General features: G+C 75.0%; 20 protein-coding genes and 2 riboswitches. Of the genes, 13 read left to right on the forward strand and 7 right to left on the reverse strand.

Annotated features, from left to right (window positions below; translation table 11 throughout):
* Window positions 1-7 precede the first annotated feature (7 nt).
* Genes AB3M81_RS04145 through AB3M81_RS04155 form a run of 3 tightly spaced genes read right to left on the reverse strand, consistent with a single transcriptional unit; the run spans window position 8 to window position 2,813 of the window.
* Window positions 8-769, reverse strand: coding sequence for an ABC transporter ATP-binding protein (locus AB3M81_RS04145; RefSeq protein ID WP_412902652.1), 762 nt, complete (start codon window positions 767-769; stop codon window positions 8-10).
* Window positions 766-1,779 (reverse strand): FecCD family ABC transporter permease, encoded by a 1,014-nt coding sequence (locus tag AB3M81_RS04150; protein ID WP_412902653.1) that lies wholly within the window; start codon window positions 1,777-1,779, stop codon window positions 766-768. Before AB3M81_RS04150 ends, AB3M81_RS04145 begins: the two co-directional genes overlap by 4 nt.
* Before the next feature lie 2 nt (window positions 1,780-1,781).
* Entirely contained in the window at window positions 1,782-2,813 is a 1,032-nt protein-coding gene (locus AB3M81_RS04155) for an ABC transporter substrate-binding protein (RefSeq protein WP_412902654.1), read from the reverse strand.
* Window positions 2,814-2,869: 56 nt separating this feature from the next.
* Window positions 2,870-3,052, reverse strand: a riboswitch (cobalamin riboswitch).
* 59 nt (window positions 3,053-3,111) lie between these two features.
* Between AB3M81_RS04155 and AB3M81_RS04160 the strand changes: the two genes are divergently transcribed.
* The 3 genes from AB3M81_RS04160 to AB3M81_RS04170 are packed head-to-tail and all read left to right on the forward strand — an operon-like array spanning window position 3,112 to window position 6,148.
* A complete protein-coding gene (locus tag AB3M81_RS04160) occupies window positions 3,112-3,990 on the forward strand; it encodes a nitrite reductase (RefSeq protein ID WP_412902655.1) in 879 nt (292 codons plus the stop codon).
* Window positions 3,987-4,649, forward strand: a complete 663-nt coding sequence (locus AB3M81_RS04165; RefSeq protein WP_412902656.1) for a precorrin-8X methylmutase — start codon at window positions 3,987-3,989, stop codon at window positions 4,647-4,649. Before AB3M81_RS04160 ends, AB3M81_RS04165 begins: the two co-directional genes overlap by 4 nt.
* Window positions 4,646-6,148, forward strand: a complete 1,503-nt coding sequence (locus AB3M81_RS04170; RefSeq protein WP_412902657.1) for a precorrin-2 C(20)-methyltransferase — start codon at window positions 4,646-4,648, stop codon at window positions 6,146-6,148. The genes AB3M81_RS04165 and AB3M81_RS04170 overlap by 4 nt, the downstream gene beginning before the upstream one ends.
* A 1-nt stretch (window position 6,149) precedes the next feature.
* On the opposite strand, the gene cobM is transcribed toward AB3M81_RS04170, so the two are convergent.
* Together cobM and cbiE are read right to left on the reverse strand one after the other, a co-directional pair.
* Window positions 6,150-6,905 carry a precorrin-4 C(11)-methyltransferase gene (gene cobM / locus AB3M81_RS04175; protein WP_412902658.1) on the reverse strand — a complete coding sequence of 252 codons (756 nt, stop codon included), beginning with the start codon at window positions 6,903-6,905 and terminating at the stop codon, window positions 6,150-6,152.
* Window positions 6,902-8,107, reverse strand: coding sequence for a precorrin-6y C5,15-methyltransferase (decarboxylating) subunit CbiE (cbiE, locus tag AB3M81_RS04180; protein ID WP_412902659.1), 1,206 nt, complete (start codon window positions 8,105-8,107; stop codon window positions 6,902-6,904). The genes cobM and cbiE overlap by 4 nt, the downstream gene beginning before the upstream one ends.
* Before the next feature lie 70 nt (window positions 8,108-8,177).
* A riboswitch (cobalamin riboswitch) is annotated at window positions 8,178-8,323 on the forward strand.
* Between the two features lie 46 nt (window positions 8,324-8,369).
* On the opposite strand from cbiE, the gene AB3M81_RS04185 reads away from it, so the two are divergent.
* The 6 genes from AB3M81_RS04185 to AB3M81_RS04210 all read left to right on the forward strand — a co-directional run bounded on the left by AB3M81_RS04185 (window position 8,370) and on the right by AB3M81_RS04210 (window position 15,737).
* On the forward strand, window positions 8,370-10,370 hold the full coding sequence (locus tag AB3M81_RS04185; protein ID WP_412902660.1) for a VWA domain-containing protein: 2,001 nt from the start codon (window positions 8,370-8,372) through the stop codon (window positions 10,368-10,370).
* A 1-nt stretch (window position 10,371) separates the two neighbouring features.
* Window positions 10,372-10,986: a cob(I)yrinic acid a,c-diamide adenosyltransferase gene (gene cobO / locus AB3M81_RS04190; protein ID WP_412902661.1), complete on the forward strand. Its 615-nt coding sequence runs from the start codon at window positions 10,372-10,374 to the stop codon at window positions 10,984-10,986.
* Complete coding sequence (gene cobBC / locus AB3M81_RS04195; protein WP_489671966.1) at window positions 10,980-13,400, forward strand: bifunctional hydrogenobyrinic acid a,c-diamide synthase/histidinol phosphate aminotransferase CobBC; 2,421 nt, start codon at window positions 10,980-10,982, stop codon at window positions 13,398-13,400. The genes cobO and cobBC overlap by 7 nt, the downstream gene beginning before the upstream one ends.
* Before the next feature lie 209 nt (window positions 13,401-13,609).
* Entirely contained in the window at window positions 13,610-14,362 is a 753-nt protein-coding gene (cobA, locus tag AB3M81_RS04200) for a uroporphyrinogen-III C-methyltransferase (RefSeq protein WP_412903119.1), read from the forward strand.
* A complete protein-coding gene (locus AB3M81_RS04205; RefSeq protein WP_412902663.1) occupies window positions 14,359-14,781 on the forward strand; it encodes a histidine phosphatase family protein in 423 nt (140 codons plus the stop codon). The genes cobA and AB3M81_RS04205 overlap by 4 nt, the downstream gene beginning before the upstream one ends.
* Window positions 14,778-15,737 carry a cobalamin biosynthesis protein gene (locus AB3M81_RS04210; RefSeq protein WP_412902664.1) on the forward strand — a complete coding sequence of 320 codons (960 nt, stop codon included), beginning with the start codon at window positions 14,778-14,780 and terminating at the stop codon, window positions 15,735-15,737. Before AB3M81_RS04205 ends, AB3M81_RS04210 begins: the two co-directional genes overlap by 4 nt.
* Here the strand turns inward: AB3M81_RS04210 and AB3M81_RS04215 are convergent.
* Window positions 15,676-16,416 carry a cobalt-precorrin-6A reductase gene (locus AB3M81_RS04215; RefSeq protein ID WP_412902665.1) on the reverse strand — a complete coding sequence of 247 codons (741 nt, stop codon included), beginning with the start codon at window positions 16,414-16,416 and terminating at the stop codon, window positions 15,676-15,678. The genes AB3M81_RS04210 and AB3M81_RS04215 overlap by 62 nt on opposite strands.
* Window positions 16,413-17,909, reverse strand: a complete 1,497-nt coding sequence (locus AB3M81_RS04220; protein WP_412902666.1) for a cobyric acid synthase — start codon at window positions 17,907-17,909, stop codon at window positions 16,413-16,415. Before AB3M81_RS04220 ends, AB3M81_RS04215 begins: the two co-directional genes overlap by 4 nt.
* A 136-nt stretch (window positions 17,910-18,045) precedes the next feature.
* Here AB3M81_RS04220 and kdpF point away from each other — a divergent pair, with 136 nt between their 5' ends.
* From kdpF to kdpC, 4 genes are all read left to right on the forward strand, one after another.
* Window positions 18,046-18,138, forward strand: a complete 93-nt coding sequence (gene kdpF, locus AB3M81_RS04225; protein WP_412902667.1) for a K(+)-transporting ATPase subunit F — start codon at window positions 18,046-18,048, stop codon at window positions 18,136-18,138.
* A gap of 8 nt (window positions 18,139-18,146) precedes the next feature.
* A complete protein-coding gene (gene kdpA / locus AB3M81_RS04230) occupies window positions 18,147-19,793 on the forward strand; it encodes a potassium-transporting ATPase subunit KdpA (RefSeq protein ID WP_412903120.1) in 1,647 nt (548 codons plus the stop codon).
* A gap of 65 nt (window positions 19,794-19,858) precedes the next feature.
* On the forward strand, window positions 19,859-21,871 hold the full coding sequence (kdpB, locus tag AB3M81_RS04235) for a potassium-transporting ATPase subunit KdpB (RefSeq protein ID WP_412903121.1): 2,013 nt from the start codon (window positions 19,859-19,861) through the stop codon (window positions 21,869-21,871).
* A 5-nt stretch (window positions 21,872-21,876) separates the two neighbouring features.
* Window positions 21,877-22,464, forward strand: coding sequence for a potassium-transporting ATPase subunit KdpC (gene kdpC / locus AB3M81_RS04240; protein ID WP_412902668.1), 588 nt, complete (start codon window positions 21,877-21,879; stop codon window positions 22,462-22,464).
* The last annotated feature ends 80 nt before the right edge of the window (window positions 22,465-22,544 follow it).

Below are 22,544 nucleotides of genomic sequence, written 5' to 3' on the forward strand. Positions count from 1 at the left end.
CTGGGGATCACGGCTGCCACACCACCGTGAGCGCGCCGGTGACGTGGTGGGGCTCCACGAACGCCTTCACGCCGTAGACGTCGGCGACGAGCGATTCGGTGATGACGGTCGAGGGCGGGCCCGCGGCGACGATCCGGCCCTGCGCCAGCACGACGACCTCGTCGCAGTAGGCGGCGGCGAGGTTGAGGTCGTGCAGCGCCACGACGGCGGTCACGTCGGCGTCGCGCACGAGCCGCAGGACGTCCAGCTGATGCCGGACGTCGAGGTGGTTCGTCGGCTCGTCGAGCAGCAGCACCTCGGGATCCTGCGCGAGGGCGCGCGCGATCTGGACGCGCTGCCGCTCGCCGCCCGAGAGGGTCGCGTACGGCTGCTCGAGCCGGTCGAGGACGCCCGTGGCCGCGGCGGCGCGGCGGACCGCGCCGAGGTCGCGGTCGCCCATCGGCTGCCAGGACCGCCGGTGCGGGATCCGGCCGAGCTCGATGACGTCGCGGACGAGCGGATCGGTGTCGGTCGCGGACTCCTGCTCCACCACGCCGACGCGCCGGGCGACGTGGCGGCGGCGCAGCGTCGCGAGGTCGTCCTCACCCAGCCGGACCACGCCTGCGCTCGGCGCGCGCAGTCCCGCGAGCAGCCTGAGCAGGCTCGACTTGCCCGATCCGTTGGGACCCAGCAGCCCGACCATGGAGCCGGGCGCGGCGTCGATCGTGACGTCGTCCACGACCAGGCGGTCGCGGATCGCCCACGAGACGGCCGTGGCGGTGAGGCTCATGCGCGGCTCCTCCGTCGCAGCAGGACCAGCGCGAAGGCCGGCACGCCCAGCAGCGCCGTGGCCACGCCGACCGGCAGCTCCTGCGGATCGATCACGGTGCGGGCGGCGGTGTCGACCCACACCAGGAACACGGCACCGCTGATGGCCGCGAGCGGCAGCATCCGGCGGTGGTTCACGCCGACCATCGCGCGGGCGACGTGCGGCAGGACGAGGCCGACGAAGCCGATCGCGCCGGACGTGCTGACGATGACGGCGGTGGTGAGCGCCGTGATCACGAGCAACGCGATGCGGGCTCGGGCGACGTCGACGCCGAGGGTGGCGGCGCTGTCCTGGCCGAACGCGAACGCGTCGAGCGTGGACGCCAGCAGCAGGCACGCCACGACGGCGACGAGCACCGTCGAGCCCACGACCGCGACGTCCGTCCACGTGGCGCTGCCGAGGGAGCCGAGCAGCCAGAACAGCACGCCGCGCGTCTGCTCGGCGTCGGCCGCGGTGAAGACGATGAACGACGTCAGCGCCGAGAACAGCTGGGTCGCCGCGACCCCGGCCAGGACCACCCGGTCCGTCGTCCCACCCGCCGCCGCGGCCAGCGCCAGCACGAGCAGGAACGCGCCGATGGCCCCGACGAACGCGCCGGTGGCCAGGCTCACGGCGCCGGCCCCGACGCCCAGCACGACGATCGAGACGGCTCCCGTCGAGGCCCCGGACGAGACGCCCAGCACGAACGGGTCGGCCAGTGGATTGCGCAGCAGCGACTGCAGGATGACCCCGCAGACCGCGAGGCCGGCACCGCACGCGGCGGCGAGCAGCGTGCGGGGCAGGCGCAGGTTCCAGACGATGCCCTCCTGGATGCGCGTGAGGCCGGACTCGCCGCCGAGCGCCCGCGACCAGGCCAGCGACAGCACCGAGCGCGGACCGACGTCCGAGGGGCCGATGGTCACCGCGACGCACACGGACGCGACCAGCAGCGCCACCCCGGCCGAGCCGAGAATCCAGGCGCGCCGGCTCACGGTCACTGCGTCAGACCGAATTCGGCGAGCGCGTCGGCGACCTGCTCGAGGCCCTCGACGGTGCGGATCGAGGGGTTCAGCGCGGCGCCCGAGAGCGCGACGTACCGGCGCTCTTTCACGGCCGTCATCTCGCGCGTCACCGGGTTGGACTCGAGGAAGGCGATCTTGGCGCGGGCCGACTCGGCGGTCTGGCTCTTGCGGGTGAGGTCGCCGATCACGAGGACGTCGGGGTCGCGGTCGGCGACCGTCTCCCAGCCGACCTGGGGCCACTCGGCCTTCGTGTCGTCGAAGACGTTTTTCAGGCCGAGCGCGCGGGTGATGATCCCCGGGCCGCCGCAGCAGCCGGCGAGGTAGGGCGACTCGCTGTTGGCGAACCAGTACAGGACGCTGACCTCGTCCTTCGGGGCCTTCCGGGAGGCCGCGGCCACGCGGTCCTGGAGCGAGGCCACGAGCTCGTCGCCGCGGTCCTCCACGCCGAGCAGCCCGGCGAGCTCCGTGATCTCGCGGTAGATCGTGTCGATCTCCAGCACGCCGGTGCGGGCCCCGTCGTCGTCGCCCTCGTTGTCCTTGCCCTCGCACTCGGCGGGCGACAGGTACGTCGGAATGCCGAGGTCCTCGAACGTGTCGGCGCTGCCGACGCCGCCCTTGCCCAGCGTGCTGGCGAACGAGGCGGTGACGAGGTCGGGCTCTGCCTGCAGCACGCGCTCCATGGACGGCGCGTTGTCGGCGAGCCGCTCGACGTTCTCGTTCTCGGCCTCGAGGCCCTTCATGACGGGGTCCGTCCACGTGCCCGTGCCGGCCATGCGGTCGCCGACGCCGAGCGAGAGCAGGATCTCGGTGGACCCCTGGTTGAGCGAGACGACGCGCTGCGGCGCGGCCTCGACGGTGGTGGTGCGGCCGCAGTTCTGCAGCTCGCGGGGATAGCCGTCGGCGGCCGGGGCGGAGTCGGTGGCGGTGTCGCCGCCCGCACAGGCGCCCAGGGTCAGGGCGGCGGCGGCGAGCACGGCGAGGGGACGGCGGACGGGAGTACGCACGGGCGTGATCCTTCGAGGTCTGGGGCTCGTTCGCGAAGCCCGGTCGGACCAGACGGCGGTTGCCGTGAGGGCCAGCAGGTCTTCGGACTCGGGATCAACCGGACGGAGCGCCTTCCCAGACCTGGATGGTCCAGTGGCTTCGTGCCCCGCCCGTCACCCTCACCGCTGCGCGTCAGTCCCGGAGTCTCACCGGGTTCCCTGGCTCATCGCTGAGTTTGACTGGCGAGCCGACCGTAGCAGTCCGGCGCGTGAGTCGCGAGCAGCGGGTCCGCGCCACCGTGGATGGCACCATGTCCGCGTGACGGAACGAACTCGGCGCGACCTGTGCCCCGGCCTGCTGCGTCCCTGGATCGCGGACGACGGCGCCCTCGTGCGCGTCCGGGTGCCCGGCGGGCAGCTCCCGACCGCCGCCCTGGACGGCCTCCTCGACGTCGCCCGGCGGCACGGGGACGGCGCCGTGCACCTGACCTCGCGGGCGAACCTGCAGGTGCGCGGGCTGGCGCACGACGACGGCTGCCTGCCCGATGAGGTCGTGGACGCCGTGATGGCGACCGGGCTCATGCCGTCGGCGTCCCACGAGCGGGTCCGCAACGTCATGGCCTCCCCGCTGACCGGCCGGTCCGGCGGACGGGCCGACCTGCGGCCCGTGGTGCGCGACCTCGACGAGCGGCTCTGCGCCGATCCGGCCCTCGCCGCGCTGGCGGGGAGGTTCCTGTTCGTCCTCGACGACGGTCGCGGCGACGTCGCCGGCCGGGACCTCGACCTCGGCCTCGTCGCGATCTCGGCGGATCGGGTCCAGCTGCGCGCCGGACGCGACGGCTGGGGCCCGGTCGTCGCGATCGACGAGGCCGCCGAGGCCCTCGTCGGGCTCGCGCGCCGCTTCCTGGAACGGGCGGGATCGCAGGCCGGATCGCCGTGGCACGTCGACGAGCTGGACGGGGCCGGAGCCGCGCTCGTCGGGACCGGGCACCCGCGGCACGACGAGACCCGGGTGTCCGCCGAGCCGCCGCCGCTTGGCAGGATCTCGCAGGACGACGGCCGGCTCGCGCTCCACCTGGCGGCACCCGACGGACGTCTCGACCGGCGCCTCATGGACGACGTCCTGGCGCTGGGCCCGCCGCGCGTCGTGGTCACGCCGTGGCGCACCCTGATCGTCCCCGACCTGGAGAACGCATGAGCCTCGCCCCACCCGCTCGCCGCTACGACTACGAGACCGACGGCGCGCAGATCTACGTCGACTCGTTCGCCACGATCCGCGCCGAGGCCGACCTGTCGGGCGTCCCGGCCGACGCCGAGAAGGTCGCCGTGCGGATGATCCACGCGTGCGGCCAGACCGACCTCGCCGGCGACCTCGTGATCCACCCCGGCCTCGTGTCCGCCGCGCGTGCGGCGCTGGAGTCCGGCGCGCCGATCCTCACCGACGCGCACATGGTCGCCTCGGGCGTGACCCGCGCGCGACTCCCCCGCGACAACGAGGTCCTGTGCCTGCTGCGCGACGAGCGCGTCCCGGACCTCGCCCGCGCCTGGTCGACCACGCGCTCGGCCGCGGCAGTCTCGCTCTGGGGCGACCGCCTGGCGGGTGCCGTGGTCGCGTTCGGCAACGCGCCGACGGCCCTTTTCCACCTGCTGGAGCTGCTGCGCGACGGCGCGCCGCGCCCCGCCGCGATCATCGGCACGCCCGTGGGCTTCATCGGTGCCGCCGAGTCCAAGCAGGCGCTGATCGACCTCGCCGCCGACTCGGGCATTGAAATCCCGTACCTCGTCGTGACCGGGCGCCGCGGAGGCTCGGCCATGGCCGCCTCGGCGCTCAACGCGCTGGCACAGGAGCGCGAGTGAGCGGGCGGCTGTTCGGCGTCGGAGTGGGCCCGGGCGACCCCGAGCTCATCACGCTCAAGGCCGCCCGGCTGATCGAGTCGGCCGACGTCGTCGCGTACCACCAGGGCGTCGGCAAGCAGTCGAACGCGCGCCGCATCGCGGCCGAGCTCGTGCGGCCCGGCGTGACCGAGGAGGCCCTCGTCTACCCCGTCACGACGCAGACGACCGACCATCCCGGCGGGTACGCCGGCGCGATGGCCGACTTCTACGACGAGTGCGAGCGCCGCGTCCGTGAGCACCTCGCCGCCGGCCGGGACGTCGTCGTCCTGGCCGAGGGCGACCCCATGCTCTACGGCTCGTTCATGTACCTGCACGACCGGCTCAGCGGCGAGTTCGAGACGCAGGTCGTCGCCGGCGTCCCGGCGTTCGCGGCCGCCACGGCCGCGACCGCGCTGCCGCTCGTGCGGCAGACCGACGTGCTGACGGTGCTGCCCGGGACGCTGCCGGAGCCGGAGCTGGCGCGCCGCCTTGCGGACACCGACGGTGCCGTGATCATGAAGCTCGGGCGGACCTTCGCCAAGGTGCGCTCCGCGCTCGAGCAGGCCGGCCGCGTCGAGGGGTCGTGGTACGTCGAGCGGGCGTCGATGGACGCCGAGCGCATTCTGCCGGTCGCGGAGGTCGACCCCTCGACGGTGCCGTACTTCTCGATCGTCCTGGTGCCGGGTGACACGCGGCCCGGTGTCGCCCGCTACGAGAACCCCGCGCCCGAGGCGGTCGCGCCGGCCGAGGGCGCCGAGGTGGTCGTCGTCGGCCTGGGGCCCGGCCCCGACCACTGGCTGTCGCCAGAGGCCTCGCAGGTCCTCGCCGAGGTCGGGCACGTGGTCGGCTACGGCCCGTACGTCGAGCGCGTCCCGCAGCGCGCCGGCCTGGTGCGCCATGCCTCGGGCAACACCGTCGAGGTCGACCGGGCGCGCGACGCGCTGGAGCTCGCGCTGTCCGGCGAGCGGGTGGCCGTCGTCTCGGGCGGCGACGCCGGCATCTTCGGCATGGCCTCGGCGGTGTTCGAGGCCGCCGAGGATCCCCGCTACGCGGACGTGAACGTCCGCGTGGTGCCCGGCATCTCGGCCGTGCAGGCGGTCGCCGCGCGGGCCGGCGCCCCGATCGGCGCCGACTTCGCGGTCATGAGCCTGTCCGACCGGCTCAAGCCGTGGGACGTCGTCGAGCGCCGGCTGCGCGCGATCGCCGAGGCCGACCTCGTGCTCGCCCTGTACAACCCGCGGTCGCGCTCGCGCACCGAGCAGGTGGCGCAGGCGCAGGCGATCCTGCTGGAGCACAAGTCGCCGAGCACCGTCGTGGTCGTGGGTCGCGACGTCGGCCGCGCCGAGGAGAGCCTCACCGTCACGACGCTGGGCGAGCTCGATCCGGGGACGGTCGACATGAAGTGCCTGCTGCTGATCGGCGCCTCGACCACCCGCGTGACGCCGAACGGGCGCGTCTGGAGCCCCCGCTTCGTCGAGTAGGTCAGCCGCGGGCGCGGCGCTCGCGGCTGGCGGCGTACAGGAACGACTCGCCGCCGCGGACGTCCGGCGCCAGTGCCGGACCGACCAGGATCACGGCCGCCTGGCGCAGGCCGGCGGCCTCCACCTGGTCGGCGATGTCCGCCAGCGTGCCGCGCAGCACGAGCTCGGCGGGCTGGGTGGCCTGCGAGACGACGACCACGGGGCAGTCGGCGCCGTAGTGCTCGGCGAGCTCTGCCGCGAGCTCGCGCGTCCGGGTGATGCCCAGGTGCAGCGCGAGCGTGGCGCCCGTGGCGGCGAACGCGGCCAGCCGCTCCCCCTCGGGCATCTTCGTGGACCGCGCCTGGGTCCGGGTCAGCACGACCGACTGGGCGACCTCGGGCACCGTGAGCTCGGCGCCCACGATCGCCGCGGCGGCCGCGTAGGCGGGCACGCCCGGCGTGACGTCCCACGGGACGCCGGCGGCATCGAGCCGGCGCGCCTGCTCGTGCACGGCCGAGTAGAGCGACGGGTCGCCCGAGCACAGCCGGACGACCTCGCGCCCCGCGCGGTGCGCCTCGACCAGCTCGGCCGTGATCTCGTCGAGGTCGAGGTGCTGGGTGTCGACCAGGCGGGCGTCGTCACGACAATGGCCGAGCACCTCGGCGTCGAGGTACGTCCCGGCGTAGAGGCACACGTCGGCGGACTCGAGCAGGCGCACGGCGCGAAGCGTGAGCAGGTCCGCGGCACCGGGGCCGGCACCGACGAAGTGGACGGTCATGAGTCTCCCTTGACGATGGACCACTGGCTGACGGCGCGCCCGGGCGTCCACCCGGTGAACCCGCCGAGCGGCTCGGCACGCTCGACGTGGAGGCGGACCAGCTCGCCGCCGTGCCGACGGTACCGGTCCAGCAGGACGGTCTCGGTCTCGGCGGTCACGGCGTGGACGACCAGCCGGCCCCCGGGCCGCAGCGCCGACCAGCACGCATCCAGCAGGCCGTCGGCCGTCGACCCGCCGCCGACGAAGACCGCGTCGGGCGCCTCGAGGCCGGCCAGCACGCGCGGCGCCTCGCCCTCGACGACCGCCAGCCCCGGGACGCCCAGTCGCTCGGCGTTGCGGCGGACCAGGGCGACGCGGTCGGCCCGCGGCTCGATCGCAATCGTCCGCGCGCTGGGCCACGCGCGCATCCACTCGACGCCGATCGAGCCGCTGCCCGCCCCGACGTCCCACAGCAGCTGGCCCGGTGCCGGCGCGAGGCGCGCGAGCGCACTCGCCCGCAGGTCGCGCTTCGTGATCTGGCCGGCGTGCTCGAACGCGTCGTCGGGCAGGACCCCGCCCATGGCCCAGCCGGGTCCCGTGCCGCGGACCTCGACGGCGAGCACGTGCAGGCGCGGCGCGGTCTCGCCCCAGGCGTCCGCCGTGGACTCGAGCCGTGACTCGGCCGGGCCGCCGAGGTCCCCCAGGACGACGAGCCGCGACTCACCCCACCCGAGGCCGACCAGGAGCTCCGCGACCGCGGCGGGCGTGGACTCGTCGCTCGACAGGACCAGCAGCCGGCGACCCGCGGACAGGGCCGGGACGACGAGCCGCACGTCGCGGCCGACGACGCTCACGACGCCCGCCGACTCCGCGGGCCAGCCCATCCGCGCCCGGGCCAGCGCCACGGACGACACCGCCGGGACCACCGTGACGGACTCGCTCCCCAGCAGGTCGATGAGCGTCGTGCCGATGCCCGACACGAGCGGGTCACCCGACGCGAGCGCGACGACCGGGCCGTCCAGCCGTGCGAGCAGCGCGGGCAGCTCGGCGCGCAGCGGCGACGGCCAGGCGATGCGCTCCTGGCCCGGGTTCGCAGGCACCGCGTCGAGATGACGGCGCCCGCCCAGCAGGGTCCGCGCGCCCTCCACGATCGTCCTCGAGGAGGCCGGCAGGCCGTCCCAGCCGTCGGCGCCGACGCCGACCACGGTCACGTGCACATCCATGGTCGAGGACCCTAGCCCGGTCGTCCCGCCATCTGGGGGCCCCGGTCCGGCGTCCACCGAGGCCGTCTATGGTGTGGCTCAGGTTCGAGGTGCCCCACGGCCGATGGCCACGGGGAGAATCTGGGAAGCCGGTGAGAATCCGGCACAGGGCCCGCTGCGGTGACTCAGGCGTCAGACCTGGGAAGTCCGAAGACCGGCCTCGATCCGACCCGGGGCGCGACCGCGTCCCGGACCGACTTGGCAGATCGAGCGGGAGCCCTACATGCCAGCGCAGTATCCGTTTTGTGCCGTCGTCGGCTCCGACGACATGACCCTCGCCCTCACCCTGGTCGCGATCGACCCGCTCATCGGCGGCGTCCTGGTCCGCGGCGAGAAGGGCACCGCCAAGACCACCACGGTCCGCGCCCTCGCCGGCGTGCTGCCGCCCGTCCGGGTCCGCGCCGGGGACCGGTTCTCGGTCGATCCGGACGATCCGGCGGCCCACTCCCCCGACGGCCCCCTCGACACCGAGGTCGTCGAGCGTCCCGTCCGCCTCGTCGAGCTGCCCGTCGGCGCGAGCGACGACCGCGTCACGGGCTCGCTCAAGCTCGACGCGGCACTCCGCGACGGACGCGTCGAGCTCGAGCCCGGCCTCCTCGCCCGCGCCCACCGCGGCCTGCTCTACGTCGACGAGGTCAACCTGCTGCACGACCACCTCGTCGACCTGCTGCTCGACGCGGCCGCCACCGGCAGGGTCAGCATCGAGCGCGACGGCGTCTCGGCCGAGCACGCGTCGCGGTTCGTGCTGATCGGCACGATGAACCCCGAGGAGGGCGAGCTGCGCCCGCAACTGCTCGACCGGTTCGGCCTGACCGTCGAGGTGGCGGCGCCGCGAGATCCCGCCCTTCGGGTCGAGGTCGTCCGCCGCCGCATGGCCTTCGACGCCGACCCTGAGGGCTTCGCGGCACGCTGGGGCCGCGAGCAGGAGCTGCTGCGCACGCGCCTCGCGGACGCGCAGGCCCGCGTGGCCGAGGTGGTCCTCGACGACGAGACGCTCACGACGATCGCCGAGATCTGCGCCGCCTTCGACGTGGACGGCCTGCGCGCCGACCTGGTCACGGCGCGCACGGCGGCGGCGCACGCCGCGTGGCAGGGACGCACCCACGTGACCCGCGAGGACGTGCGCGTCGCTTCACGCCTCGCGCTGCCCCACCGGCGCCGCCGGAACCCGTTCGACGAGCCCGGACTCGACGAGGACCGCCTCGACGACCTGCTCGGCTCGGACGAGCCCGACCCCGGTCCCGAGGACGACGGTCCCGGCGACGGCGGAGGACCCGGCGGCTCGCCGGACGACGCGCCGTCCGACGGCACGGGACCGGACGCGCCGTCCGAGCAGCCCGACGCCGGCCACGAGCAGCAGCAGCCGGCCCCGGCCGGCGCCGGATCGGTGGCCTCGGCCGGCGAGCCCGCCCGGGCGCGCCTGCTGGTCGTGCGTGGCACGGGCGAGGGCGAGTCGGGACGGAGGTCGCGGGCCCGCACGCCCCACGGCCGCGTCGCCGGAGTGCGGCGCGACCCCGAGCCCACCGGCCGACTGCACCTCCCGGCGACCATCACCGCCGCGGCGCCGCACCAGGTCGCCCGCCGCGGACTGACCGAGGGCCGCGGCCTCGCGCTCGACCTCACCGACCTGCGCCGGGCCGAGACCGTCGGGCAGGAGTCCAACCTCGTGCTGCTGTGCGTCGACGCCTCGGGCTCGATGGCCGCGCGCCGGCGGATGGAGCAGGTCAAGACGGCCGTCCTGTCGCTGCTGCTGGACGCGTACCGCCGCCGCGACAAGGTCGCCCTCGTGACGTTCCGCCAGCACGCCGCGGAGATCGCGCTGCCGCCGACCGGGTCCGTCGAAGTGGCTTCTCGCCGCCTCGCGGAGCTCCCCGCCGGCGGCCGCACCCCGCTCGCCGAGGGCCTGCACCGGGCGGCCGAGGTCGTCCGCCGCGAGGCACTGCGCGACCCGTCCCGCCGGCCGCTCCTCGTCGTGGTCACCGACGGCCGCGCCACGGCCGGGCCCGACGCGCTCGCCCGGGCGCACCACGCGGCGCGCCACATCGCCGCCACCGGGATCCAGAGCGTCGTGGTCGACTGCGAGTCCGGGCGCTACCGCCTCGGCCTGGGCGCCGACCTCGCCACCGACCTGCAGGCCGAGCACGTCCCGCTCGGCGAGGTCACGGCCGACGGGCTCACCGGAGTCGTGCACGCCGCGACCGCACCGCGCGAGGGGGTGGCCTGACATGCCGCAGGGCACGCCGCTCGTCGTCCCGAACGACGGGCTCACCACGCGCCAGCGCCGCAACCGGCCGCTGCTGATGGTCCACACCGGCGACGGGAAGGGCAAGTCCACCGCCGCGTTCGGCGTCGCGATGCGCGCCTGGAACCAGGGCTGGGACATCGGCGTCTTCCAGTTCGTCAAGTCGGCCAAGTGGCGCATCGGCGAGCAGACCGTCCTCGAGCGCCTCGGCCGCCTGCACGCCGAGACCGGCGAGGGCGGCCCGGTCGAGTGGCACAAGATGGGCTCGGGCTGGTCGTGGAGCCGCAAGGGCGGCACCGAGGCCGACCACGCCGCCGACGCCGCCGAAGGCTGGGCCGAGGTCAAGCGCCGGATCGCGGCCGAGCGCCATCGGCTCTACGTCCTGGACGAGTTCACGTATCCGATGCAGTGGGGCTGGGTGGACGTCGACGACGTCGTTGAGACCCTCGCGAGCCGGCCCGGCACCCAGCACGTCGTCGTGACGGGTCGTCGCGCCGATCCCCGCCTCGTCGAGGTGGCCGACCTGGTCACCGAGATGAACCCCGTGAAGCACCCCATGGACGTGGGCCAGAAGGGCCAGCGGGGCATCGAGTGGTGACCCTGCCACGGGTCCTCGTGGCAGCCCCGGCGTCGGGGCACGGCAAGACGACGATCGCGACCGGCCTCATGGCCGCGCTCGCCGCCCGCGGGCACGTCGTCTCCGGCCACAAGGTGGGACCCGACTACATCGACCCCGGCTACCACGCGCTGGCCACCGGACGCCCCGGACGCAACCTCGACCCGCACCTGACCGATCCGTCGCTCGTCCCGCCGCTGCTCCTGCACGGCGCGCGAGGCGCCGACCTCGCGGTCGTCGAGGGCGTGATGGGCCTGTTCGACGGCCAGATCGGCGGCGACGGGTTCGCCTCGACGGCGCACGTGGCGACGCTGACGCGCACGCCGGTCGTGCTCGTCGTCGACGTCTCGCACGCCTCGCGCACGATCGGGGCGGTCGTCCACGGGCTGGCGACGTTCGAGCCCGGCGTCACGATCGCCGGCGTCGTGCTGAACAAGGCCGGGTCGCCCCGCCACGCGACCGAGGTGGTCCGCGCGGTCGAGCGGACGGGCATCCCGGTCCTGGGCGTCGTGCAGCGCGACCAAGGGGTGAGCGCGCCGTCGCGGCACCTCGGCCTCGTCCCCGCCGAGGAGCGCGACGAGGCCGCCGCCTCGCTCGCGCGGCTGACCGAGCAGCTCGCGACGAGCGTCGACCTCGACGCCGTCCTCGAGGTCGCCCGGTCCGCGCCCGACCTGACGGAGCCGGCCTGGGACCCGGCCGCGCACGTCGGCCGCGTCGGCCGCGACTCCCCCGTCGTGGCCGTCGCCGCGGGCCGCGCGTTCACGTTCCGGTACGCCGAGACCACCGAGCTGCTCGAGGCGGCCGGCTGCTCGGTCGTGCCGTTCGACCCTGCCCGGGATCCGGTGCTGCCCGCGGGAACGCGCGGGATCTACCTCGGCGGCGGTTTCCCCGAGGTCCACGCGGCGGCGCTCAGCGCCAACGCGAGCCTGCGCGCCGACCTGCGCGCCGCGGTGCTCGACGGCGTGCCGACCGTCGCGGAGTGCGCCGGCCTGCTGTACCTGTGCCGCTCGGTCGACGGGCATCCGATGGTCGGCGCGCTCGACGCGGACGCCGCCATGACGCCGCGCCTGACCTTGTCGTACCGGCGTCCGACACTGGCCGGGGACCAGCTGCTCGGGCCGGCCGGGACCACGGCGACCGCGCACGAGTTCCACCGCACGGCCGTGACCCCGACCCACGGCGGCCGTCCCGCGTGGACCGTGGACGGCGACGGCGTCGGCTTCGCGGGGCCGACCCTGAGCGCGTCCTACCTGCACGTGCACTGGGCCGGGCACCCGCACCTCGCCCAGGCCTTCGCGGACGCGACCGCCGCGACCCGGCCGCACGACGGCTCGCCGCTGGTGCGTGAGGCGGCGGCCCGTCCCGAGCCCGCTCCCGCCCTCGCCGATCCGCTGCGCCACCACGGCGACGCCGAGGCGGACGCGGACCTGGTCGACCTCGCCGTGAACGTCAGCCGCCTGCCCCGGCCCGAGTGGCTCGAGCGCGCGCTCGCCGAGGGGCTCGCGGCCTCGACGGACTATCCCGATCCGACCGCGGCGCGGGCGGCGGTCGCGCGCCGGCACGGCCGCGCGGCCGAGGACGTCCTGGTGACGTCGGGCGCCGCCGAGGCGTTCACCCTCATTGCGCGCGCTCGGCGCTGGCGCCGTCCCGTCGTGATCCACCCGCAGTTCACCGAGCCGGACGTGGCCCTGAGAGCCGCGGGACACGAGGTCACGCACGTCCTCTGCTCCCCCGAGCAGGACTTCGCGCTGCGGCCGAGCGCGGTGCCCGAGGACGCCGACCTCGTCGTCGTCGGGAACCCGACCAACCCGACGGGCCGCCTCCATCCGGCGGCCGACGTCCGGGCGCTGTGCCGGCCCGGCCGCGTCGTGGCGGTGGACGAGGCGTTCATGGACTTCGTCCCCGGTGAGACGCAGAGCCTCGCGGACCGCCGCCTTCCCGGCCTGGTCGTCGTGCGCAGCCTGACCAAGCTGTGGTCCATGCCGGGCGTCCGCGCGGGGTACGTCGTCGGCGACCCGGCCGCGGTCGCCGACCTGCGGGCCCAGCAGGCGCCGTGGTCGGTGGGCACGCCGGCCCTGCACGCCGTCATGGCGACGGCCGGCCCGGACGCGACGCGCGAGGCCTACCGGCGTGCCCGCCAGGCCGAGCAGCACCGGCGCGTGCTGGTCGACGGACTCGCCGAGCTGGGCGTGCCCGTGGTCCCGTCGGCCGCGCCGTTCGTCCTGGCGCGACCCGGCCCCGGCCTCCATGCCCGGATGCGCGACGCCGGCTTCGCGCTCCGCCGCGCCGACACGTTCCCGGGCCTCGACGACGCCTGGGTGCGCATCGCGGTGCGCGAGCCGTCCGTCACCCGTCACCTGCTCACCACGTGGGGAGTCCACACCACATGCACCTGAACGCCCGGGGCCTCAGCGCCCTCGTCCTCGACGGCGGCGAGCACGCCGTCGCGACCGTCGCCGGCCTGCTCGGAGACGGCGCCTCGGTGACCCTGCACGCCGAGTCCGCCTGCGCGGTCCTCGAGGACCTCGCCCAGCGCGGCCGGCTGGTGTGGACGCGCGACGCCGTGGACGAACGGTCCTTCGACCTCGTCGTGCGCCGCCTCCCGGTGCCCGTCGCACCCCGCGACGCCGGCCGGTCCGGCCGCGTGACCCTCGTCGGCGCCGGCCCGGGCGACCCCGGGCTGCTCACGGTCGCGGGTCGCGAGGCGATCGAGACCGCCGACGTCGTGGTGGCCGACCGGCTCGCGCCGTGGGAGGCGCTCGCGTGGGCCCCGCCGCACGCGGAGGTCGTCGACGTCTCGAAGATCCCCTTCGGCCGCTCGACCAGCCAGGACGAGATCAACCGCATCCTCGTCGAGCGCGCCCGGGCCGGACACCACGTCGTCCGCCTCAAGGGCGGCGACTCGTACGTGTTCGGGCGCGGCTTCGAGGAGGTCCAGGCGTGCGCCGCCGCGGGCGTGCCGACGACCGTGATCCCGGGCGTCACCTCCAGCGTCGCTGCCCCGGAGCTGGCCGGCGTCCCGGTCACCCACCGTGGTCTCGTCCAGGGGTTCACCGTGGTCTCGGGACACGTCCCGCCGGGGCACCCCGACTCCACCGTCGACTACGCGGCGCTCGCGCGGTCCGGGACCACACTCGTCGTCCTGATGGGCGTGCGGACGCTGCCGGCCATCGCCGAGGCGCTCGTCGAGGGGGGACTCGACGGTGCGACCCCCTGCGCCCTCGTCGCCGACGCGAGCCTGCCGAGCCAGCGCAGCCTGCGCACGACCCTGGCGAAGGCCGCCAGCGAGTCCGCCGCGGCCGGGATCGGCGCTCCCGCCGTCGCGGTCATCGGCCACGTCGCCGCGCTCGAGCCGTGATCTGCTGGCTGCGGCACGGCGAGTCGACGTGGAACGCCGCCGGGCGCCTCCAGTACGGCGACCCGGCGCCGCCGCTCACGGAGCTCGGCCGGCGGCAGGCGCTCCTCGCCGCGCGGAGCCTGCGCCACGAGCCCTTCGCGGTCGTCCTCTCCTCGCCCGCCCGGCGTGCCGTCGAGACCGTGGAGATCGTCGCGCGCGAGCTCGGGCTCGGCTTCGGCCTGGACGACCGGCTGGTCGAGCGCGGCCGCGAGGAGCCGGTGGACGCCGTGCGCGAGCGCGTCGGCGCGCTGGTCCGCGAGCACGGCGACGGACTGCTGGCGATCAGTCACGGCGACACGATCGCGATCGCCGTCGAGCTGCTGACCGGCCGGCCGTGCGAGGTCCCGGCCAACGCCGAGCCGATCGTGACGGGCCGATGACGGCCGCTCGCGCCGCCGGTCTCGCGGCGGGCTTCGTCCTCGACCGCCTCCTGGGCGACCCGGCGCGGCTGCACCCCGTGGCGGGCCTCGGGCGGTTCGCCGCCCGCGTCGAGCAGGTGACGCACCGCGACCACCGCGCCGCGGGCGTGCTGCACCACGGCCTCGTGGTGGTGCCACTGGCCGGTGCCGCCCTCGTGGCCGAGCGCGCGTGCCGCCGGCCGTGGCAGCGCGCACTGCTGACGGCCGCCGCGACGTGGGCCGTGGTCGGCGGGCGGTCGCTCGTGCGCGAGGGCGAGACGATCGCGGGACAGCTGGCGCGGGACGACCTGCCGGCCGCACGGCTCCAGGTCACCCATCTCGTCGGCCGCGACCCCAGCGGGCTCGACGGCGCCGGCGTGGCCCGGGCCGCCGTCGAGTCGCTCGCGGAGAACACGTCCGACGCGGTCGTCGCTCCCCTGCTGTGGGGCGCGGCGCTCGGCGTGCCGGGACTGGTCGGCTACCGGGCGATCAACACGCTCGACGCCATGGTCGGCCACCGCAGCCCGCGGTACGAGCGGTTCGGCTGGGCCAGCGCGAGGGTCGACGACGCGGCCAACCTCGTCCCGTCCCGGGTGTCCGCCGCGCTCGCCGCGGGCCTCGCCCCGACGGTCGGCGGCCGTCCCCGCGACGCCTTGCGAGCATGGCGTCGGGACGCGCGGCGACACCCGAGCCCGAACGCCGGACCGGTCGAGGCCGCGTTCGCGGGCGCCCTCGGCGTGACGCTCGGAGGGATCAACGACTACGCGGGCCGCATCGAGGACCGCGCGCGGATGGGCGACGGTCCCGCCCCCGTCGTCGCCGACCTGCCACGCGCGACGCGGCTCGCCACGGCGGTGGCGTGGGCCGCGGCCGGTCTCAGCGTGCTGCTCGCGCTCGGACCCAGGCGCGCGCGTCAGCGGCGTCGCGCACGACGCTGACGCCGGCCGGAGCACCGGCCCGGCGCACGACGACCACGGGCGTCCCCCGCTCGGCGGCGACGTCCAGCTTGGCCTCCGTGTGGGTGCCGCCGGAGTCCTTCGTGACGAGCACGTCGGTGCCCGCCATGGCGTCCCGCTCGTGCTCGAGCGTGTACGGGCCCCGGCTCTGCACGAGCGTCCAGGCACCGGGCAGCGCGATCTCGGGCGGGTCGACGACGCGCACGACGCAGGCGTGGTCGCGCAACGGCTCCACGAACCGGTGCAGCGACTGGCGGCCGACCGTGAGGAACGGCCGCTCACCCAGTCCCGCCGCGACGCGCGCGGCCTCGTCGTGGTCGTCCACCCAGTGCCACGTGCCGGCGTCCTCGCGCTCCGCCCAGCCCGGCCGCTCGAGCCGCACGAGCGGCACCGAGGCGGGGCCGCACGCGGCCGCCGCGTTCGCGCTGATGCGCTCCGCGAAGGGGTGCGTCGCGTCGACCACCGCGTCGACCGCGTTCTCGACGAGGTACGCGGTGAGGCCGTCGACGCCGCCGAAGCCGCCGATCCGGACCTCGCCCACGGGCAGGCGCGGGCGGGCCACACGGCCGGCCAGCGAGGTCACGACGTGGTCGCCGTCGGCGACGAGCAGCTCCGCCAGCGCACGCGCCTCCCGCGTGCCGCCGAGGAGCAGGACCCTCATGCGAGCGGGCCGATCGTGGGCAGCGCCGGCGCCCCTCGACGGGCCAGGTCCAGGAGGGCGTCGACGTCGAGGTGCTTCTCGGCCAGGTCGCCGAGCAGGTCCAGCCGGGCCTCGCGTGCGGCGCCGAAGCTCACGCCCGACCGCGCGAAGGACCCTCCGCGCGCGCGAGCCGCGAGGTCGAGCACGGCGGTCCGGAGCTCGTCGGACTCGAGGCTCCCGTGCCACATCGTGCCGAGCACGGAGCCGTCGCGCGCGCCGCCCAGGAACTCCTCGGCGCCGGGGTCGCGGGTGATGCGGCCGTGGTGGATCTCGTAGCCGGACGCCGGGGCGCCGAGCGCCTCGCCGTGCGGCAGGCGCAGCACCTTCTCCGCCCCGAATGTCGTCTCGACCGGGAGCAGTCCCAGACCCGGCACGTCGGCCGGCGCGCCGGCCTCGACGCCGTCGGGGTCGTGGACGTGCCGGCCGAGCATCTGGAAGCCGCCGCAGATGCCCAGGACCGCGCGTCCGGCCTCCGCGTGGCGGACGATCGCGCGATCGAGCCCGCGGGACCGCAGCCACGCCAGGTCGGACACGGTCGCACGGGTGCCGGGGACCACCACGAGGTCGGCGTCGGCCAGGTCCCGCGGATCGGCCGTGAACACGACATCGACCTGCGGCTCGAGGCCGAGCGCATCCACGTCGGTGAAGTTGCTGATCCGCGGCAGCCGGACCACGGCCACGCGCAGCGCGCCGTCGGCGGTGGTGCGCCGTCCCTCGAGGTCGAGCGCGTCCTCCGAGTCCAGCCACACGTCCGGGCTCCACGGCAGGGTGCCGAACACGCGGCGCCCCGTGACCTCCTCCAGCTGGCGCAGCCCCGGCGCGAGCAGCGACTCGTCGCCGCGGAACTTGTTGACCACGAAGCCCGCGACGAGCGCCTGGTCGGCGGCGTCGAGCAGCGCGACCGTGCCGTAGAAGGCCGCGAAGACGCCGCCGCGGTCGATGTCGCCGACGACGACCGTGGGGATGTCCGCATGACGGGCGAGGCCCATGTTCACGTAGTCGCCGGCGCGCAGGTTGATCTCCGCCGGGCTCCCCGCGCCCTCCGCCACGACCACGTCGTAGCGCGACGCGAGGTCGTCGTAGGCGGCATGGGCGGCCGCCGCGAGGTGCGTGCGCCCGCCGATGAACTCGCGGCTGCTGATCTCGCCGGCGGGCTCGCCCATGACCACCACGTGGCTGCGCCGGTCGCCGCCGGGCTTGAGCAGCACGGGGTTCATGGCGGCCTCGGGCTCGGCGCCCGCGGCCAGCGCCTGGACCCACTGCGCGCGGCCGATCTCGGCCCCGTCGGCGCACACCATCGAGTTGTTCGACATGTTCTGCGCCTTGTACGGAGCGACCCGCACGCCGCGGCGGGCGAAGGCGCGGCACAGCGCCGTCGTCACGAGGCTCTTGCCCGCGTCCGACGTGGTGCCGGCGACGAGGAGTCGGCCGGGGCGAGGGGGCTGCGGGTCCACGCGTCCAGTATCCCGGTGGCGGCCGGAGCACCGAGCGTCGGTGCCGGTGCCCGGGCCTCGCCAAACTCGCGTCAAGCGACGTCAAGATCGCGTCAAGACGACCGAGGTCGGGCGGCGGCGGCGCTTGGCTGGCCGCATGAGCATCGAAAGCGGCCTGCTGACGGCGGTGGTGATCGCGCTGGCGATCTACCTGCTCGCGGCCCTCATCCTCCCGGAGCGTTTCCAGTGACCGACACCATGGGCGGTCTGCTGTCGATCGCCGTCCTCCTGACGCTGCTGGCCGTCCTGTACGTCCCCCTGGGCGACTACATGGCGCGCGTCTACACCAGCAGTCGACACCTGCGCGTCGAGCGCCTCGTCTACCGATTCACCGGGGTCAGCCCGGACGCCGAGCAGAGTCCGAGGTCGTACGCGATCAGCGTCGTGGGCTTCTCGCTCGTCTCCGTCGCTGTCCTGATGGCGATCCTCATGGGACAGGCGCACCTGCCGATGAGCCGCGACATGGACGGCATGCCGTTCTGGATGTCGTTCAACACGGCGATCTCGTTCGTGGCGAACACGAACTGGCAGTCCTACGGCGGCGAGTCCACGCTCGGCTTCACGGCCCAGATGGCCGGGCTCGCGGTGCAGAACTTCCTGTCCGCGGCCATCGGCATCGCCGTCGCCGTCGCCCTCGTCCGCGGCTTCGCCCGCGTGCGGCACGGCTCGCTCGGGAACTTCTGGGTCGACCTCACGCGGGGCACGGTGCGCATCCTGCTGCCGATCGCGTTCCTGGGCGCGGTCGCGCTCATGGTCGGCGGCGTCGTCCAGACCTTCACCGACACGACCGCGACGACGCTCATGGGCGACCCGCAGGTGCTGACCGGCGGCCCGGTGGCCAGCCAGGAGTCGATCAAGCTGCTCGGCAACAACGGCGGCGGCTTCTTCAACGCGAACTCCGCGCACCCCCTCGAGAACCCCTCGGCGTACACGAACCTGGTCGAGATCCTCCTGATCCTGCTCATCCCGGTCTGCCTGACGCGCACTCTCGGCACGATGCTGGGCAGCCGCCGTCAGGGCCTGGCCATCCTCGGCACGATGGCGTTCCTCTGGGCGTTCTCGCTCGCCGTCACCACGTGGGCGGAGGTCGGCGCGCACGCGCCGTCCGCCCAGGCGGCGGGCGCCGCGATGGAGGGCAAGGAGACCCGCCTGGGCGAATGGGCCACGTCCCTGTTCGCCGTCGCCACGACGGGCACCTCGACCGGCGCCGTGAACGCCTCGCACGACTCGATGACGCCCGTCGGCGGCGGCATGGTGCTCGTGAACATGATGCTGGGCGAGATCGTCCCGGGCGGAGTCGGGGCGGGCATCTACGGCATCGTGATCATGGCCGTCCTGACCGTCTTCGTCTGCGGGCTGATGGTCGGTCGCACCCCGGAGCTGCTGGGCAAGAAGATCGGCGCACGCGAGATGAGGTTCGTGGCGCTCTACGTCCTGACGACGCCCACCCTCGTCCTGGCCGGCACCGGCCTGGCCATCTCGCGCGACTCCACGGCCGACGCCATGGGCAATCCGGGCGGGCACGGCTTCAGCGAGGTGCTGTACGCGTACACCTCGGCCGCGAACAACAACGGCAGCGCCTTCGGCGGCATCACGGTGACCTCGGACTTCTTCCAGGTCACGCTCGGGCTGGCGATGCTGCTGGGCCGTCTCGTGCCGATCGTCCTCGTCCTGCTGCTGGCCGGCTCGCTGGCCCGGCAGGGCAAGGTGCCCGCCACGGCCGGCACCCTGCCCACCCACCGTCCCCTCTTCGTCGGGATGCTGGTCGGCGTCATCGTGATCATGACGGCGCTCACCTACTTCCCCGCACTCGCCCTCGGACCGATCGCGGAGGCCCTCGCATGAGCACCACCACCCCCACCCGACCGAAGCCGGAGACGCCTCCGCAGCCGCGGGCGCACCGGACCGGCATGACCCTCGGCGTCCTGGGTCGCCAGGCGCTCGAGCAGCTGCCGCAGGCCCTGCGCAAGCTCGACCCGCGGCACCTGTGGCGCTCCCCCGTGCTGTTCATCGTGTGGCTCGGCTCGATCGCGGCGACCGTCTCGGCCGTGGCGGACCCGAGCACCTTCACGGTGATGATCGCGGCGTGGCTGTGGCTCACCGTCGTGTTCGGCAACCTGGCCGAGGCCGTCGCCGAGGGCCGCGGCAAGGCGCAGGCGGCGTCCCTGCGGGCGACGCGCACGGACACCATGGCCCGGCGCCTGGGCTCCGACGGCGAGGAGACCCGGGTGGCCGGCACCGAGCTGCGGGTCGGCGACCTGGTCGTCGTCGAGGCCGGCGAGGTCGTTCCCGGCGACGGCGACGTCGTCGAGGGCATCGCCTCGGTGGACGAGTCGGCCATCACGGGCGAGTCCGCGCCGGTCATCCGCGAGGCCGGCGGCGACCGCAGCGCGGTCACCGGCGGCACGCGGGTCCTCTCGGACCGGATCGTCGTGCGGATCACCGCCGCGGCCGGCGAGACGTTCCTGGACCGGATGATCGGCCTCGTCGAGGGCACCTCCCGCCGGAAGACGCCGAACGAGATCGCCCTGTCGATCCTGCTGACCAGCCTGACGCTCGTGTTCCTCGTCGCGGTCGCGACGCTCGCGCCCATGGCGGGGTACGCGGGCGCCCCGCAGGACCTCGTCGTCCTCGTCGCCCTCGTCGTGTGCCTCATCCCGACGACGATCGGAGCGCTGCTGTCCGCCATCGGCATCGCCGGCATGGACCGGCTCGTGCGGGTCAACGTCCTCGCGATGTCCGGCCGCGCCGTCGAGGCGGCGGGCGACGTCAGCACGCTGCTGCTCGACAAGACCGGCACCATCACGCACGGCAACCGCCGCGCGACCCTCTTCATCGCCGCACCCGGCATCGAGGAGGACCGGATGCGCGACGCCGCCCGGCTCGCCAGCCTCGCCGACCTGACCCCCGAGGGCCGCTCCATCGTCGAGCTCGCACTCGCGAGCGGCGCGCCCGAGACGGAGGTGCCCACCGGCGCCGAGTTCGTCGAGTTCACCGCCCAGACGCGGATGTCCGGCGTGGACCTGCCGGACGGGACGCGGCTGCGCAAGGGCGCCGGCTCGGCGATCGCCGCCTGGCTCGACACGGATCCCGGCGAGGACGTCACCGACACGATCAACGCGATCGCGCGCGGCGGCGGCACACCGCTCGTCATCGCCGAGCTCGGTCCCGACGGCGAGGGCACCGTCCTGGGCGTCGTCCAGCTCAAGGACGTCGTGAAGGAGGGCATGACCGAGCGGTTCGCCGAGCTGCGGGCGATGGGCATCCGGACCGTCATGGTCACGGGCGACAACGCCCTCACCGCCCGCGCGATCGCGAAGGAGGCCGGGGTCGACGACTTCCTCGCCGAGGCCACGCCCGAGGACAAGCTCGCGTTCATCCGGCGCGAGCAGCAGGGCGGCCGCCTCGTGGCCATGACGGGCGACGGCACCAACGACGCCCCCGCCCTGGCGGCGGCCGACGTCGGCGTCGCGATGAACAGCGGCACGGCGGCGGCGAAGGAGGCCGGCAACATGGTCGACCTCGACTCCGACCCGACCAAGCTCATCGACATCGTCGCGATCGGCAAGCAGCTGCTCATCACCCGCGGAGCGCTCACGACGTTCTCCATCGCGAACGACGTCGCCAAGTACTTCGCGATCATCCCGGCGATGTTCGCGGCGGCGTACCCGTCCCTGGACGCCCTCAACGTCATGGCCCTGGCGACGCCGCAGTCGGCGATCCTCTCGGCGGTCGTCTTCAACGCGCTCATCATCGTGGCGCTCATCCCGCTCGCCCTGCGCGGCGTGCGATTCCGCGCCGCGTCGGCGATGGCGGTGCTGCGCCGCAACGTCCTGGTCTTCGGACTCGGCGGCGTCCTGGTCCCGTTCGCCGGCATCAAGCTCATCGACCTGCTCGTGTCCACCCTTCCCGGAATCGGCTGATCCCCATGCTCATCACCTTCCTGTCCGACCTCGGCCGCCAGTCGCTGGCGGCCCTGCGGATCCTCGTCGTCCTCACCGTCGTGCTCGGCGTGGCCTACCCGGTCACCGCCTGGGCCGTCGCCCAGCCGCTGGGCGACCGCGCGGCCGGGCAGCCGGTGCGGGTCGACGGCACCGTCGTCGGCTCACGCCTGCTGAGCCAGCGCTTCGAGGGCGACGAGTGGTTCCACCCGCGCCCGTCGGCGAACGACCACGACACCCTCGCGTCGGCGCCGAGCAACCTCGGTCCCCGCAACGAGGACCTGCTCGCCGCCATCGAGGAGCGGCGTGCCGAGGTCGCCGAGCGCGAGTCCGTCCCGCCCGCGCGCGTGCCGGCGGACGCCGTCACCGCGTCCGGATCCGGGCTGGACCCGCACATCTCCCCCGCCTACGCGGACCTGCAGGTCGAGCGGGTCGCGCGAGCCAACGGCCTCACGACCGCCGTCGTGCGCGACCTCGTGCGGCGGCACACGCAGGGACGGTTCCTCGGCATCCACGGGGAGCCGGGCGTGAACGTGCTCGAGCTCAACGTGGCCGTCGCCGACGCCGCGCGCTAGACGGGCCGCGGCAGGTGGACACTGGGCACGTGGCAACGGCGAGCGAGCGCGGCACCCTGCGGGTGTACCTCGGTGCCGCG

Source organism: Aeromicrobium jepli (genome assembly GCF_047246605.1).
Lineage (GTDB): Bacteria > Actinomycetota > Actinomycetes > Propionibacteriales > Nocardioidaceae > Aeromicrobium.